Below are 13,373 nucleotides of genomic sequence, written 5' to 3'. Positions count from 1 at the left end.
AAAATACAAAACTAAACATATTTTAAAAAAGCATAATGCTTAACTTCTACTTTCCCTATCAGTGTTTTCTTATCAATGTCATTAATTATATTATGCTCAGTATATTCATAAAGTAGGGCATATTTATACATTTGATTAAGTTCTATAAGTGCTTTTTTATACTTTCAGGATTTTCAGGTAAGGGAGATAACGCCCTTACTACATCCTTTCTTGTTATTTTCTTTATATCGGAATTTGTAAAATTTGGTAGCAAAAATCTCTCAAAAAAACTTTTTATCCTTTGTAGGTGTTTTGGGCTTATGTTTGTTCTTGTTTTGATGTATTCTTGATAAATTGTTTCAAAATCTTTAAAATGAGTTTGTTTTAGCATATCTATACCACTATCTATATCTTTTTGAAGTTTTAAACGAGCCTCTCTTGCCTCTGCTAGGCTTATTCTAGGAAAATTACCTATCGTGTATCTTCTTTGCTTATTTGTCTTTGGACTTTTGTAGTTAAAGATAAAAGTTTTAGTCCCATTTGTTCACTTTTAAGAGCAAATTAAAACCATCACTTATAAAATAAGGTTTATCCTTTGGCTTTAAATTCTTGATTTACAATGCAGTTAGTGCGGTAGCGATTTTTGGCATATTATTCCTTTTTTTATTGACTAAAATAGAAATTTATCCAATATTTTTTTTATTAGTCAATAACTCAGTCAATAAAAAAGTTTGAAAGTAATAAAAAGTAATTGAATGGAATAAAAGAGAATAAACACTTCAAAAGTGCCTTTTTATCGTGTTCTATAAGTGATTTTTGAATAGAATAAAAGGGAATAAAAAAATATTAGTGGTGCCCAGAGCCGGACTTGAACCGGCACGGAAAAATTTCCGAGGGATTTTAAGTCCCTTGTGTCTACCATTCCACCACCTGGGCAAAATAAAAAAATGGAGCGGGAAACGAGATTCGAACTCGCGACCCTAACCTTGGCAAGGTTATGCTCTACCCCTGAGCTATTCCCGCTTATATTCTTTTTAGGAATTGGAATAATATCCAATGTTTGCTTAAAAATTTATTTTATTTGTGAAAAATTTTATAAATTTTCAAAAAATTATAAGAGTTTTTTGATACAATTATCTACACATTAACCATATATGGGGTTATAGCTCAGCTGGGAGAGCGCTTGAATGGCATTCAAGAGGTCGGCGGTTCGATCCCGCTTAACTCCACCATTTACATATTTTCCCCTTATTCATTTTCTTTTATTTTGTTTAACCTTATTTTAAGCAATTTTAACGAACTAAATTAGACTTAATATAAAAAGTCAGTTAAAAAATAAGTAGAGGTTTGTCTATGCTAAGAATAAGCAAGATACGGTCATTAAAATCCTTAAGCCAAAAGATGAGCATAGAAAATATAAGCGTTTTTTATAAAGTGTAATTAAAGAGCTTGTAATGTTTGTTAATTTGTAAAATATAAATAAAACTATACCTTCAAATAACAAAAAGTCTTGTAAATTATTTGGAAGTAGGGTTTTTGTTAAAAAATAATCTAACCGATAAAATAGACAATAGGAAATTTATTTTAAATAAAAAAGTGGTTTTATATTTATTGAAGATATGAATAATTAATATTGATGTATTTTTTAGTTATTGTGTTTTAATTTTTTATTAAATTTGCATGCTATTAATATGATAAACATGAGTTGCTTGAAATAAGCAACTCAAAAATTGGTTTATTCTTTTACAACACCATCTTTTGCAAAAGCTTGAAGATAGCGAAGTATTCTATCTTTTTCTTTATCGTTTATCTTAGCAAATGTTTGCATTGCTAAAAGATATGCTTCCCACTCTGACATTAAATGCTCTTTTGGTTTATGTGCGGCGTGGCATGAGCTACATGTATCATAGTAAGTCAGATCTATCTCTTCCCAAGATGTAAGCTCATCATCTGTTAGCTCTTTAGTTTTTACTAAAAAAGTATCTTTGCTTTGGGCATCTTTGTCGTTTAGTTTATAAAATACAAAGAATGGGTCTTTTTTTAGAGCAACTACTTTTTTGTTTGTGTCTGAAACCGCACCACTTATTTGAACAAGGCTCATATCACCATCTTTTTTTAATACTTCAACAGAAGTTCCTTCGTATATTTCGCCGACAACTTTTTTTGTTTGCGGATCCATAAGATCCGCTTTGATATTGTTTATATACATAGTTTGGGCAAATGCAAAATCTGCTAAAAATATTGCTAAAATTACTATAAATTTTTTCATTTATGCTCCTTTTACTTTAGGTGCTTTTACACCTTCATATGCTTTTGCATCAACTTTTCTAATCGCAGCCAAGCAAGTATTTACAGATGTTGCTTGAGCCATAGTTGATGTAGGTATAGATGTAGTAAGTAGATTCACATGTCCTGCTTTACATCTTGGTTTTTCATCGTTTACATTTTCTGGGTCATACCAAGCACCTTCCTCAACAGCTATAACACCTTGCATGATGTTTTTGCTTACAGCAGCACCACATAGTATAGCACCTCTATCATTGTAAACTTCTACAACATCACCATCTTTGATTCCGAATTTTTTTGCATCTTCATCATTTATAACAACAGGCTCTCTGTTCGTAACTTTATAAGCTTTTCTTATAAATGAGTTATCAAGTTGAGAGTGGATTCTGTATTTTGGATGTGGGCTTAATACATGAAGTGGGTATTTTTTAGTTTTTTCTTCATCTCCAAGCCATTCAGCTGGTTCTAGCCAGATTGGATGACCTTTGAAATCTTCTAGTTTAAAATCAGCAAATTTTTGAGAGAAAATTTGTATTTTACCAGTTTCTGTAGCAAGTTTATTTGCAACAGGATCCTTTCTAAACTCAGCATGGCGAACGAATTTTTTTGCATCTTCGCTAGGCTCAAAATAAAGATATCCTTTGTCCCAAAACTCTTCAAAGCTCATATAGTTTGGACAATCGCTCTTGTCATATAGGCCTTTTATTCTCTCTTCTTTTGTTTTGCTACCTGTAAATTTACGATATGCTTTATCGCTTATCATTTTTGCCATATCAGCAAATATATCATAGTCGTTTCTAGCTTCCCATAGTGGTTCTATTACTTTTTTCATCGCATAAACATAATCTTGAGAGTATGAGCCACCATAGCTTATATCATCTCTTTCAAGTGGTGTTGTAGATGGTAAAACTATATCGGCCATTTTTGCCATAGGTGTCCACCACGGCTCATGAACTACAACTGTATCAAGTGTGCGTATAGCTTTTATAAGTTCGTTAGTGTTTGGATGGTGTCCTAATAGTGTAGCACCTGTGATATATAGCATTTTTAGATCGGGATATGTCATATGACCACCTTTGAAGTTTATCTTCTTTCCAGGATTTAAGATAGCTTCGCTTATACGAGATGCAGGTATGCTTACATCTACTTTGTTTTTGCCTTGTGGTAAGCCACCAGGAAGCATCGCACCAGAAAATGCTTGTCCACCGCCACTATAGTGCATTGAAAAGCCAAATCCACCACCAGGTAAGCCAACTTGTCCTATCATAGCTGCAAGAACCATAAGCATCCAGTCAGCTTGTTCGCCGTGATGAGCTCTTTGCATAGACCAGTTGCCAGCTAGGAATGTTCTATTTTTTACAAATGTATCAGCAAGCGCTTTTATAATTTTTTCATCTACGCCTGTTATTTTAGCAGCCCAAGCTGGAGTTTTTTCTACTTTATCTTCTGTTTTTCCAAGTAAATAAGGTAGAAATTTATTAAAACCAAATGTATATTTTTCTATAAAATCTTTGTCATATTGTTTGCTTGTATAAAGATAGTGAGCCATACCAAGCATTAAAGCGACATCTGTATTTGGGCGAATTTTGATCCACTCAGCACCAAAGCGGTTTGCTATTTCAGTATATTGAGGGTCAATTGTTATAAATTTTATGCCTGATTTTTCATATTTGTCATAATAAGGGTTATTTCCACGATTTGCAATTTTATAATCAATTTGATTACATTTTAGTAAATCAGCGCCCCACATAACATATACTTTTGTATTTTCAAGTATAACCTCATGAGATGTTTGAAGTGAATAAACTTCTAAATCACCCATGATAGTTGCATTTACTTTACCGGCCGCACCGTTGCTGTATTCGCCATCAGTTCCAACTGCTCCACCGATAGAAGTATTAAAAAATCTTCCAGCTACCGCACCGCAGTTGTGTAAAAGTCCAGGGTGTCCCCAACCACTATAGCTTGCATTGTGTATCTCTTCTGGTTTAAGTGTTTTTAATTTATCTACTATAAGTTGCATTGCCTTGTCCCAGCTAACACGAACAAACTCTTCTTTTCCACGAAGTTCTGGTGAGTTTTTGCCTTCTAAGTAGCTTTTTCTAACGCAAGGATATTTTATTCTAGTATCTGAATAAACTCTATCTATCCAAGCTTCATTTCCTGGGAATTTTGGGTCTTTGTCTGATACTTGCGAGTGAATTTTTACTATTTTTCCATCTTGTACATCAGCATAAAAAGCACCTAAGTTTGAAGCATGTGGTATTGTTTTTATATTTTCATCTTTTGCCAAAACAGAATTTGATGAAATTGCAAGTGCTGTTGCTGCGGATGATTTTAAGAAATTTCTTCTTGAAATTGACATCTATTCTCCTTTATAAATTTAAATTTTTGCGAAGTTAGACATTATAATAAAAATTATCATTACATTTTCACTTTTAAACTTAAAATAAGCTTATTATACTAAAATACTCAATTAGAATTTAGGATGATAAATTGAGGTTTAAAAATTTAAATATACTTTTTGTAAATGATGATAACAATATCAATATTGTGCTAAAATCGCAAAAATATAGATTCAAAAATCTATATTTTTCTTGTAGTGAAAATTTTTTAAATTTTTATATAAATTGTAATACAAATTTGGATATAGTTATTGTTGATTTAGATCCTTTTTATCAAAATAATAAAAATATTGATTTTGAGCAAATGTTATCTATTTGTTCTCATCAGCAGTTTATATTTTTAGCTAAAAATATAAAAACCTATAAAAAAATTTTAAAAAATTTCACAGGCAGTGGTTCTGTTGTGTTCTTTAAACCTATAAAACTAACAGCAATATTTGATAACATTTTATTGTTGAATAAAAAAGACTCAAAACAGATTATAAATTTAAATCATAATGTATCCTTTGATGTTTTTGGAGAAAGATTATATAAAAATGACTCTCAAATTTTTTTAACAAATTTGGAGCATAAACTAATACTTCTTTTGATTCAAAACATCAATAAATTGACAACATTTGAAATCATTGACAATATTGTTTATGATGGAGAGTGTCCATCAAAAATAGCAATGCAAAATTTAGTAGGGCAGTTAAGAAGAAAATTAGGATTGAAAATCAAAAGCATTCGTTCATCTGGTTATATGTTGCACAGTATTAATTAAAATTTTTATTTTTTTTAGGAAGAAAATCATGATATCAAAGAAATATTATAAGTATATTCATTCATTGTTTATGGCATTATTTATGACAGCATTCATGTCAGGAATTCTTAGTTATATAAATTTAGGTTTGGTTGATGGATTTTTAAAAATTTGGATATCTGGTCAAATAAAAGCATTTGTTGTTGCTTATCCTACAATACTTATTATTTCTCCTTTTGTTGCAAGAATGGCAAATAAAATTTGTAGCAAAGATTAATGCCACAAAAATTTGTGGCATTACTATGTTATATTATACTAGGGTTGCTAAAAGCTGTAAGCTTTGGAGCTTCACCTTTAAATTTTTCAATATTTACAAGTGCTGTATGTGATATATTTCCATTTGCTAGTTTTGAGGTAGGTATATCAAGAGCTAACACATTTGCACAACCATTTTTGCAAAGTCCATTTTTATCTGGATCATACCAAGCGCCTTCAGCAAGTTTTACAACACCTTGAGATACGTTGTTTGTTACAAGAGCACCTGCTAAAATTTGTCCCCTTTCATTAAACACTCTTACAAGATCACCTGTTTTAATTCCTAGATTTAAAGCATCTTTTTCATTTATCCATATAGGCTCTCTATCTGTTATTGAGTATTTGTCTCTTAAAGATGTGTGACTAAGCTGAGAGTGAAGTCTATCCGCTGGGTGCGGGCTTAGCATATGAAATTGTGCTGGTTTGTCTTTCATTCCAAGCCATTCTATTGGTTCAAACCAAGTTGGATGAGGTTTACAATCATCATAGTTCATATTTTCTATAGTTTCAGAATAAATTTCAATAAGCCCAGATGGTGTTCCAAGAGCATTTAATATCGGGTCTTCTCTAAACTCACCAAATCTAACCCATGATTCGCTCTCAGGAGTTGATGAAAATGTTACCGGTTTATTGCTATTCCAAAATTCTTCAAATGGTTTCATTTCTGTATATAAATCAGGTATTGATTTTACTTGTTTGTATGCCCCATCGTAATATTGTTTTATCCAATCAAATTCTGTTTTTCCATTATCTGTATATGCTATTGCTAATTTTTCATCGTATGCTTTTGACAAATCAGAAAAGATTTGATAATCATCTTTTGACTCTTCGAATTTTTCAACAACTTGTTTCATAGGAACGATATTCATGTTTGAGTAATCCCCAGTCATGGTTATATCATTTCTTTCGTTTGATGTTGTTGCTGGAAATACGATATCTGCCATTTTTGCTGTCGGTGTCCAGTATGGTTCGTTTACAACAATGGTTCTTGGTTTTTGCCAAGCTTTTCTTAGTTTGTTTGTATTTTGATGGTGAACAAAAGGATTTCCGCCAACCCAATATATGAAATCTATATCAGGGTAGGTTATTTTGTTGCCGTTATGATCTATCGTTTTTCCTGGATTTAGCAATGCATCGGCTATTCTGGCAACAGGAAATGCATATTTTGTTGCTTCTTGTAGCCAACTTTGTCCAGTGCCATTATCTGTATTTGTCTTTGCTACAAATCTTCCATTTTTATCAAAAGCACCATTGCTTGTTCCTACAAATTCGCCTTTTTTATTAAAAATTCCAACACTTGCACTATTAACGCCACTTATAACACCACCTTTGGCAGTAGGTACTCCGCCGTTTGAGTAATGATAGCTAAGACCGAAACCACCACCTTCTAGGCCTATTTGTCCAAGCATACAAGCTAATGTAACAAGCATCCAATGTGGTTGTTCTCCATACTGCGCCCTTTGCATTCCCCAACCACTCATTAGCATTGTTCTATTGTTAAAGAAAGTTTCGGCTAATTGTTTTATCTTTTCTTCGCTTATTTTGGTTATGTCACTTGCCCATTTTGTGTCTTTTGCTATACCATCTTCTTTACCAGTCAAATAAGGTATAAATTTATCAAAACCAACTGTATAATCTTGTATAAAATCTTTGTCGTATTTGTTGTTTGTATATAGATAATGTGCTATACCCATCATCAAAGCTACATCTGTGTTTGGTCTTGGTGCTATCCATTCAGCCTTATCAAAATATTGTGCTGTTTCTGATCTTATAGGGTCTATTATTATCACTTTTTTATTACTTTTCTTGAGCTGTTCGAAATACTTAAAGCCTTGCTCATCTGTGGCAGTCCATGCAATTCTTAGTGTTGATATAGGATTTGCTCCCCAGATAACGACTACTTGAGAACTTTCTAGCACCACAGGCCAACTTGTTTGTTGCTCATAAACTTCTATGCTTCCTACTACGTGTGGCATTATTATTTGTGATGCGGCTGTAGAATAATCCCCCAAAGACCCAACAAATCCACCGCTTAAGTTCATAAATCTATGCAATAAAATTCTTGAATTGTGAACATTTCCACTTGATTTCCATCCATAACTTCCTGCAAATACAGCTGTGTTGCCTTTTTGCTTTCTTGTCTTTTTAAGCTCGTTTGCAACAAGCTTAATCGCATCTTCATATTTAACTCTTACCCATTCATCTTTGCCCCTAAGTTCAGGCTTTGGATCATCTGGATTTTCAAGGTAGCTTTTTCTTACCATAGGGTATTTGACACGAGTTTTGTAAACCATATCTTGTGTGTAGTATTGAAGTGGGTTATAAATTTCACTTGTTTTTTGATATGGTTTTGAGCCAATTATTTTTCCGTCTTTAACATCAACTTCAAGCATTCCCCAGTGAGCACCAGTTAGAACTTTTCCATTTTTTATAAGACCAGTATTTAGCTCATCTGCCATTAAATTTAAAGCCGTTACATTTGAAATTAATGGCATACTGGCAACTAAACCACCTAATTTTAAAGCATCTCGTCTTTGCATGATTTTCTCCTTTATTTAGCGTTTTTATCTGATGCGTTTTTTTGAAGGTACTGTATAACAAGCCACTCATCTTTTTTATCAATAGCTGTTCTGCTTAGCATTGATTTTAATAAACTAGGCCACTGATTTGCCTTATAGCTTGTTGGTTTATGAAGCGAGTGGCAAGTGCCACAATTATTTTCGTAAATGTTTTTGGCTTTATTGAATATTGGTTGCAAATCACTGCTAAAACCACCATCTTTTGCAAAAACTTCTGTTTTTACTAGATTCCATTTACCATTTTTTCCTTCTTCTATGACTTTTATGTCTATTTTTGCTGTTTTTGATAAAGCAAGTGTAAAAATACGCTCAGAATTATTGAAATATATTACATTTTTTACATCAGGGTTCTGATAGCCTTGAACCTCTAATTTTAGTATATCTTTGTTCTTTTCTAGAATTTTAACACCATTTGTTGGAAGTAGTCTTCCTATTGATTTTGTAGCCTTTGTATCAGCAAACACCGGTTTTACAACATCTGTATAAACTTCACTATTTGCATATGAAAAACATATTAATAGTGATGAAAGCAGTAGTTTTTTCATTTAGTCTCCTTAAAATAACTTCAAGTATTATATACGGAAAATAATTAAAAAATAATTTATTTATATATTTTAATAATTAAAAAGATTTTTTTATGTAATTTTAATATAATATAAAAAGTCAAGGTCACTTGACTTTTTGTGGAGAAATTAAGAGATTATTTATAAGATGTTATATTTAGTCCAAAGCCGCTTATTCCAACAAATTCTTTGTTCTTGCTGGAGCTTAGTAGTTCGATATCTTTTACTCCAAAATATTTTAAAATTTGTGCTCCTATGCCATAGTCTTTTGTGTTTGCCTCATTTTTTTCACTATCTAAAAATACTAAAATTCCACCATTTTCTTTTAGGTATTTTATACTTTGCACAAACTCATCAAATTTTAAGGAGCTTAGAAGTTCATAGTCTTTTGCGATTTTTTGAAATTTAACACTTGTTTGGGGGTTTATTTCTCCAAATGTAAATGCAACATGTGTTAGGTTTTTGTGATCTTTGATTTCATATTTTTTGCATTCAAAATCAAACAATGAAGAATCACTTGAGCTTTCTACAGTTATCAGGCTTTCACTATTTAAACGATATTCAACCAAATCAGAAACAGAAACCATGTTTAAATCATATTTAGCACAAAACTCTTCTAAATAATCCCTGCGAGCCATAGTCCCATCTTCTTTTACTATCTCGCATATTGAAGCCATTGGTGCAAGTCCTGCGAGTTTGCATATATCAACAGAGCCTTCTGTGTGTCCTGTTCTTTCAAGAACCCCTCCATTTTTTGCTATAAGTGGAAATATATGTCCAGGCCTTACAAAATCATCAGGTTTTGAAAGAGGATTTGCAGCAAGTCTCATAGTAAAATCTCTTTCGTATGCGCTAACTCCAGTTGTTACCTCTTTTGCATCTATTGTTATTGTAAAAGCTGTTTCGTGACTAGATGTGTTTTTAGAAACCATAAGTGGTAGATCTAGCCTTTTTGCATTTTCTTGATCCATTGCAAGGCATAATACACCTTTTGCATGTGTGATTGCAAAATTTACCTTTTGCATATCGCTTAATGCTGCTGGAAAAACCAAATCACCTTCATTTTCTCTATCTTCATCATCAACCATAACAATCATTTTGCCATTTTGCAAATCTTGTATAGCTTGTTTTACTTTTTGAAATTTCATAATTTTCCTTAATCTAAAAATTACTTAAATTATAGCCATAAGTGAATTAAAAAAGATTAAAGCCTGTTATAGTGTTTATTCATCTATAAAATATTTAAAATGAGCATGGCCATTTTTTCTTTCTTCTTCCGGCGGAAGTTTGTTGTAATCTCCATAATGTATTTTTAATACGGTATCAAAGTTTTTAATCATCATGTATTTACGGTTTTCAAAATCACCAAATATGTATTCTTCAAAATCTTTTCGATCATATATCTCGTTCATGCGGCTAGAGTATTCTCCTAAGATATTTGTCTTTTTTTTGTTGTTTTTTGTTAGTTTTAAATTTATTTCTTCTATGATTTTCTTTCTCTTTATTATAAATTTATAATATAAAAATCTTGGAAAATTTGTTATAGCTTTTAAATATGTTGTATATTTTTTACCAGTTTTATTATAATTTAAAAAACTAGTTAATTTTAATTTTTTTAGCGATTGTTTGATTTCCAATAATTGTTTTTTAGGATTGTCTTTGTCCAAATAATCTAAAGGAAAAATATCTATAAAAACACCAAAATTTGTCATTTGTGTTAAAGTTTTATTACTTTGTTCACATTTGTATTTTTTGGAACAAAAATGAGAATAATGATTGCATGAATTGCTATCTGTATTGTAGTTAACAATAAAATAATCTCCTGACTTCTCTAATAATTTTAACAATTTTTCATAATTTTCTCTTGTTAGAAAAATATCAAAATCATCATCCCATGGTATAAAACCTTTATGTCTTACAGCACCTATTAATGTTCCGTAAGCAAGTGAGTATTTGATATCATTTTTGATACATATATCATGTATGTAGTCCATCATTTCAAGCATAACTTGTTTGGCTTGATCAATAGTTATATATCGCATTTTAATCCTTTTAATTTTTGTTGTATTTCCTCTAAGTCGGTTTTATCATCTATTTCGCCTACAAATTTATTTTCAATATATTCGTTTTGTATGTTTATCTTGTTTAAATTTTTAATAATTATGTTGTCGTAATATAGCTTTGAATCTTCAAAAAAACTTATAGGCAAGTTTAAAATTTGTTCTTTTATAATGTTTGCATCTTCTTTATTAAAAAAACTCATACCAAGCAAAGATGGCGCTACTTCATTTGAAATTTCTATCCCGATTATTCTGTTATTGTGTGTTTTTACAACCCATTCTTTTTTATCGCTTTTTTTTCTAGTAGTTGTATAATATCTAGAATAATTGTATTTTGTAAATATGTTTTTTAACAATACAACATCTGCATCTATTAAAAAACTATCTCCAAAATGCTCTAATGCGACTTTCAAAGAATATGCATTATTATATTTTTTGTATAGCTCATTATGTAGTAATTTAATATTATATTTTTCTTCTAAAAATTTAAAATTTTCTGCCAAATAGCCAGTTACAATGTATATATCAAACACTCCAGACTTATTTAAAAATTTAATAGTTCTTTCTATGTTTGGAATTCCATCTATTTCAAAAAGAGCTTTATGTTTATTCTTAGTAAGTTCTTTTAATCTAGAACCTAATCCTGCTGCTAAAATAATTGCATTCATTTTTATCCTTATAAGTTAGTCATAATAGAACCAAAAATAATAAAAATTGAGGCTATTATTATTTCAAATGTTATATTATCGCCAAATAAATAGCTGATAACAATAGCCCAAAATGGATATGATATGTTTAGTCCCATTGCTTTTATAGTGCCAAGCCTGTCAATGCTTTTGTAATATAAAAAATAAGACATTGTTCCAAAAAGGAAGACAAAATAATAAGATTTAAATAATTATAATTTTGAATACTAAGCATATTGTTTTTTGTAAAATATATAGAAAAAACAATACAAAACATAAACAATATGGAGCTTGTGAATTGTCTTATGAATACTATGCTTATTGGATGGATATGTTCTTTTAGTGCTAAATTAATTATAACACATTCCATACCCCAACCAAAAGCACACAATAACCCAAATAAAATTCCATAACTATTAAATTCTATATCATTATATAATACAATAGATGTACACATTGTAGATAAAATTGAAATCATAAAGCCAATACTAGCTATTTTAGACAATTTTTCTTTTAGTATTATTTTTGAAAAAATAACACCAATCAAAGGATATAATGCACTTAAAATAGATGCACTAACGCCTATATATTTGATCGACATTATAAAAGAACCCATCCCTACAAAACTACCAAAAAATGATGCAATTATTACAATTTTTGTTCCATTTAGGTTTATTGATTTTAATTGATATAAAAATCGTTTGTTTGCCAATATAAAAATAAAAACTATAATAAAACTAAAAAAATCGTGAATAAAAGCCAGTATTAATGAATTTATGGTTGTAAGGCTTAAAATATATGTGTCTGCTCCCCAAAAAACACCACTAAGTAGTCCAAAAAAATAATTTAGCATTTTCTTAGCAGAGCATTTTTTAATCTTTTAGCGGCATATTTTCTATATTCGTGTTCTATTTCACCCCTATTTATTATATTTTTATTGCTTAGTTTGACCAAGGTCCATGTGCACCATAATATATCTTGTATGCTTTTAAAAATTTCAATTTTTTCATATTCGTTATCCTTGATTTTATAAGTATCTAAAAAAATATTTTCTTGCTTTTTTGATAAGTTACCTTCTAAAAATAAAGAAGCTATGTCCCAACATATATCATTTAACCCAGAGTATTCCCAGTCAATAATATAAATTCTTTTATCTTTTTCGCAATATAAAATATTTTCAGGAACCAAATCCCCATGAGTTGGAGCTAGTTTATAGTTTTTGTTGTTTTTGTTTATAAAATTAATTTTTTCAACCAACTTATCAAACAAGTCTATTGATTTTTTAAAATCACTAAAAATATTAAATGAATCACTATTTACAAGTGTTAAATATTTTTTTAGTTCATTTGATGGATTGAATAAATTTTTAAATTGCATATCGGAATTATGAATTTCTTTTAATTTTGTAGCTATTAATGTCAAATAATTACATATAGTTTCTTGCTTAAGTGTCTGAGAATTTTCTAAAAATCTAGTTATTTTTACTCCGCTTTCTTCAGAGAAGACTAAAGTCTCAACATTAAATCCATACTTAGAAGATTCTGATTGATTAATTTTTTCAAATTCTCTATTTATCATTTTGTTTGAGCTATTACCTGGTAGCCTGACAACAAATTTATCTTCTCCAGAGTAAGCTAAAAAATTAAAATTTGTCATTCCACCCAAGGCATTAATGCGATCAAGTTTTATATTTAATACAGAATTAAAAATAAGTTTTATTTTATCTTCGTTGTTCAAATATCGCCTTTTTGAAAAACC

13 protein-coding genes, 3 tRNA genes and 1 pseudogene are annotated in these 13,373 nt (G+C 30.2%); 3 read left to right on the top strand and 14 right to left on the bottom strand.

What is annotated here, in order from left to right:
• Positions 1–142: 142 nt before the first annotated feature.
• From CPIN18021_RS09090 to CPIN18021_RS08095, 4 genes and pseudogenes are all read right to left on the bottom strand, one after another.
• Positions 143–370: a phage integrase central domain-containing protein gene (locus tag CPIN18021_RS09090; protein ID WP_236844863.1), complete on the bottom strand. Its 228-nt coding sequence runs from the start codon at positions 368–370 to the stop codon at positions 143–145.
• Positions 371–508: pseudogene (locus CPIN18021_RS09225) on the bottom strand (Arm DNA-binding domain-containing protein); the annotation flags it as partial.
• 321 nt (positions 509–829) lie between these two features.
• Positions 830–915 (bottom strand) — tRNA-Leu (locus CPIN18021_RS08100).
• A gap of 12 nt (positions 916–927) precedes the next feature.
• Positions 928–1,002 (bottom strand) — tRNA-Gly (locus CPIN18021_RS08095).
• Positions 1,003–1,135: 133 nt separating this feature from the next.
• Between CPIN18021_RS08095 and CPIN18021_RS08090 the strand changes: the two genes are divergently transcribed.
• Positions 1,136–1,211 (top strand) — tRNA-Ala (locus tag CPIN18021_RS08090).
• A gap of 503 nt (positions 1,212–1,714) precedes the next feature.
• Here the strand turns inward: CPIN18021_RS08090 and CPIN18021_RS08085 are convergent.
• Complete coding sequence (locus tag CPIN18021_RS08085; RefSeq protein ID WP_078423896.1) at positions 1,715–2,248, bottom strand: hypothetical protein; 534 nt, start codon at positions 2,246–2,248, stop codon at positions 1,715–1,717.
• The gene (locus CPIN18021_RS08080) at positions 2,249–4,630 is read right to left on the bottom strand and encodes a molybdopterin-dependent oxidoreductase (protein WP_078424806.1); all 2,382 of its coding nucleotides are present in this window, start codon (positions 4,628–4,630) and stop codon (positions 2,249–2,251) included. It abuts the gene before it with no gap.
• 278 nt (positions 4,631–4,908) lie between these two features.
• Between CPIN18021_RS08080 and CPIN18021_RS08075 the strand changes: the two genes are divergently transcribed.
• Both CPIN18021_RS08075 and CPIN18021_RS08070 read left to right on the top strand, forming a co-directional pair.
• Positions 4,909–5,433, top strand: coding sequence for a helix-turn-helix domain-containing protein (locus CPIN18021_RS08075; RefSeq protein WP_226995915.1), 525 nt, complete (start codon positions 4,909–4,911; stop codon positions 5,431–5,433).
• Positions 5,434–5,461: 28 nt separating this feature from the next.
• Positions 5,462–5,689, top strand: coding sequence for a DUF2798 domain-containing protein (locus CPIN18021_RS08070; RefSeq protein ID WP_078423894.1), 228 nt, complete (start codon positions 5,462–5,464; stop codon positions 5,687–5,689).
• Positions 5,690–5,717: 28 nt separating this feature from the next.
• Here the strand turns inward: CPIN18021_RS08070 and CPIN18021_RS08065 are convergent, their stop codons facing one another.
• The 8 genes from CPIN18021_RS08065 to CPIN18021_RS08035 all read right to left on the bottom strand — a co-directional run bounded on the left by CPIN18021_RS08065 (position 5,718) and on the right by CPIN18021_RS08035 (position 13,352).
• Positions 5,718–8,222, bottom strand: a complete 2,505-nt coding sequence (locus CPIN18021_RS08065; RefSeq protein ID WP_418226056.1) for a molybdopterin-dependent oxidoreductase — start codon at positions 8,220–8,222, stop codon at positions 5,718–5,720.
• A 56-nt stretch (positions 8,223–8,278) separates the two neighbouring features.
• The gene (locus CPIN18021_RS08060) at positions 8,279–8,851 is read right to left on the bottom strand and encodes a cytochrome C (protein WP_078423892.1); all 573 of its coding nucleotides are present in this window, start codon (positions 8,849–8,851) and stop codon (positions 8,279–8,281) included.
• Between the two features lie 155 nt (positions 8,852–9,006).
• Positions 9,007–10,017, bottom strand: a complete 1,011-nt coding sequence (locus CPIN18021_RS08055; protein ID WP_078423891.1) for a bifunctional 3,4-dihydroxy-2-butanone 4-phosphate synthase/GTP cyclohydrolase II — start codon at positions 10,015–10,017, stop codon at positions 9,007–9,009.
• 75 nt (positions 10,018–10,092) lie between these two features.
• Complete coding sequence (locus tag CPIN18021_RS08050; protein ID WP_078424804.1) at positions 10,093–10,911, bottom strand: LicD family protein; 819 nt, start codon at positions 10,909–10,911, stop codon at positions 10,093–10,095.
• Complete coding sequence (locus tag CPIN18021_RS08045; RefSeq protein WP_078424803.1) at positions 10,899–11,597, bottom strand: NTP transferase domain-containing protein; 699 nt, start codon at positions 11,595–11,597, stop codon at positions 10,899–10,901. Before CPIN18021_RS08045 ends, CPIN18021_RS08050 begins: the two co-directional genes overlap by 13 nt.
• A gap of 8 nt (positions 11,598–11,605) precedes the next feature.
• Complete coding sequence (locus tag CPIN18021_RS09255) at positions 11,606–11,788, bottom strand: hypothetical protein (RefSeq protein ID WP_472297431.1); 183 nt, start codon at positions 11,786–11,788, stop codon at positions 11,606–11,608.
• The gene (locus CPIN18021_RS08040) at positions 11,740–12,468 is read right to left on the bottom strand and encodes an EamA family transporter (RefSeq protein ID WP_078424802.1); all 729 of its coding nucleotides are present in this window, start codon (positions 12,466–12,468) and stop codon (positions 11,740–11,742) included. The genes CPIN18021_RS09255 and CPIN18021_RS08040 overlap by 49 nt, the downstream gene beginning before the upstream one ends.
• Complete coding sequence (locus tag CPIN18021_RS08035; protein ID WP_078424801.1) at positions 12,462–13,352, bottom strand: choline kinase family protein; 891 nt, start codon at positions 13,350–13,352, stop codon at positions 12,462–12,464. Before CPIN18021_RS08035 ends, CPIN18021_RS08040 begins: the two co-directional genes overlap by 7 nt.
• Positions 13,353–13,373 lie beyond the last annotated feature (21 nt).

The organism is Campylobacter pinnipediorum subsp. caledonicus (genome assembly GCF_002022005.1).
In the GTDB taxonomy this organism is placed as follows: domain Bacteria; phylum Campylobacterota; class Campylobacteria; order Campylobacterales; family Campylobacteraceae; genus Campylobacter_A; species Campylobacter_A caledonicus.
This window is presented reverse-complemented; position numbering and strand designations above follow the sequence as displayed.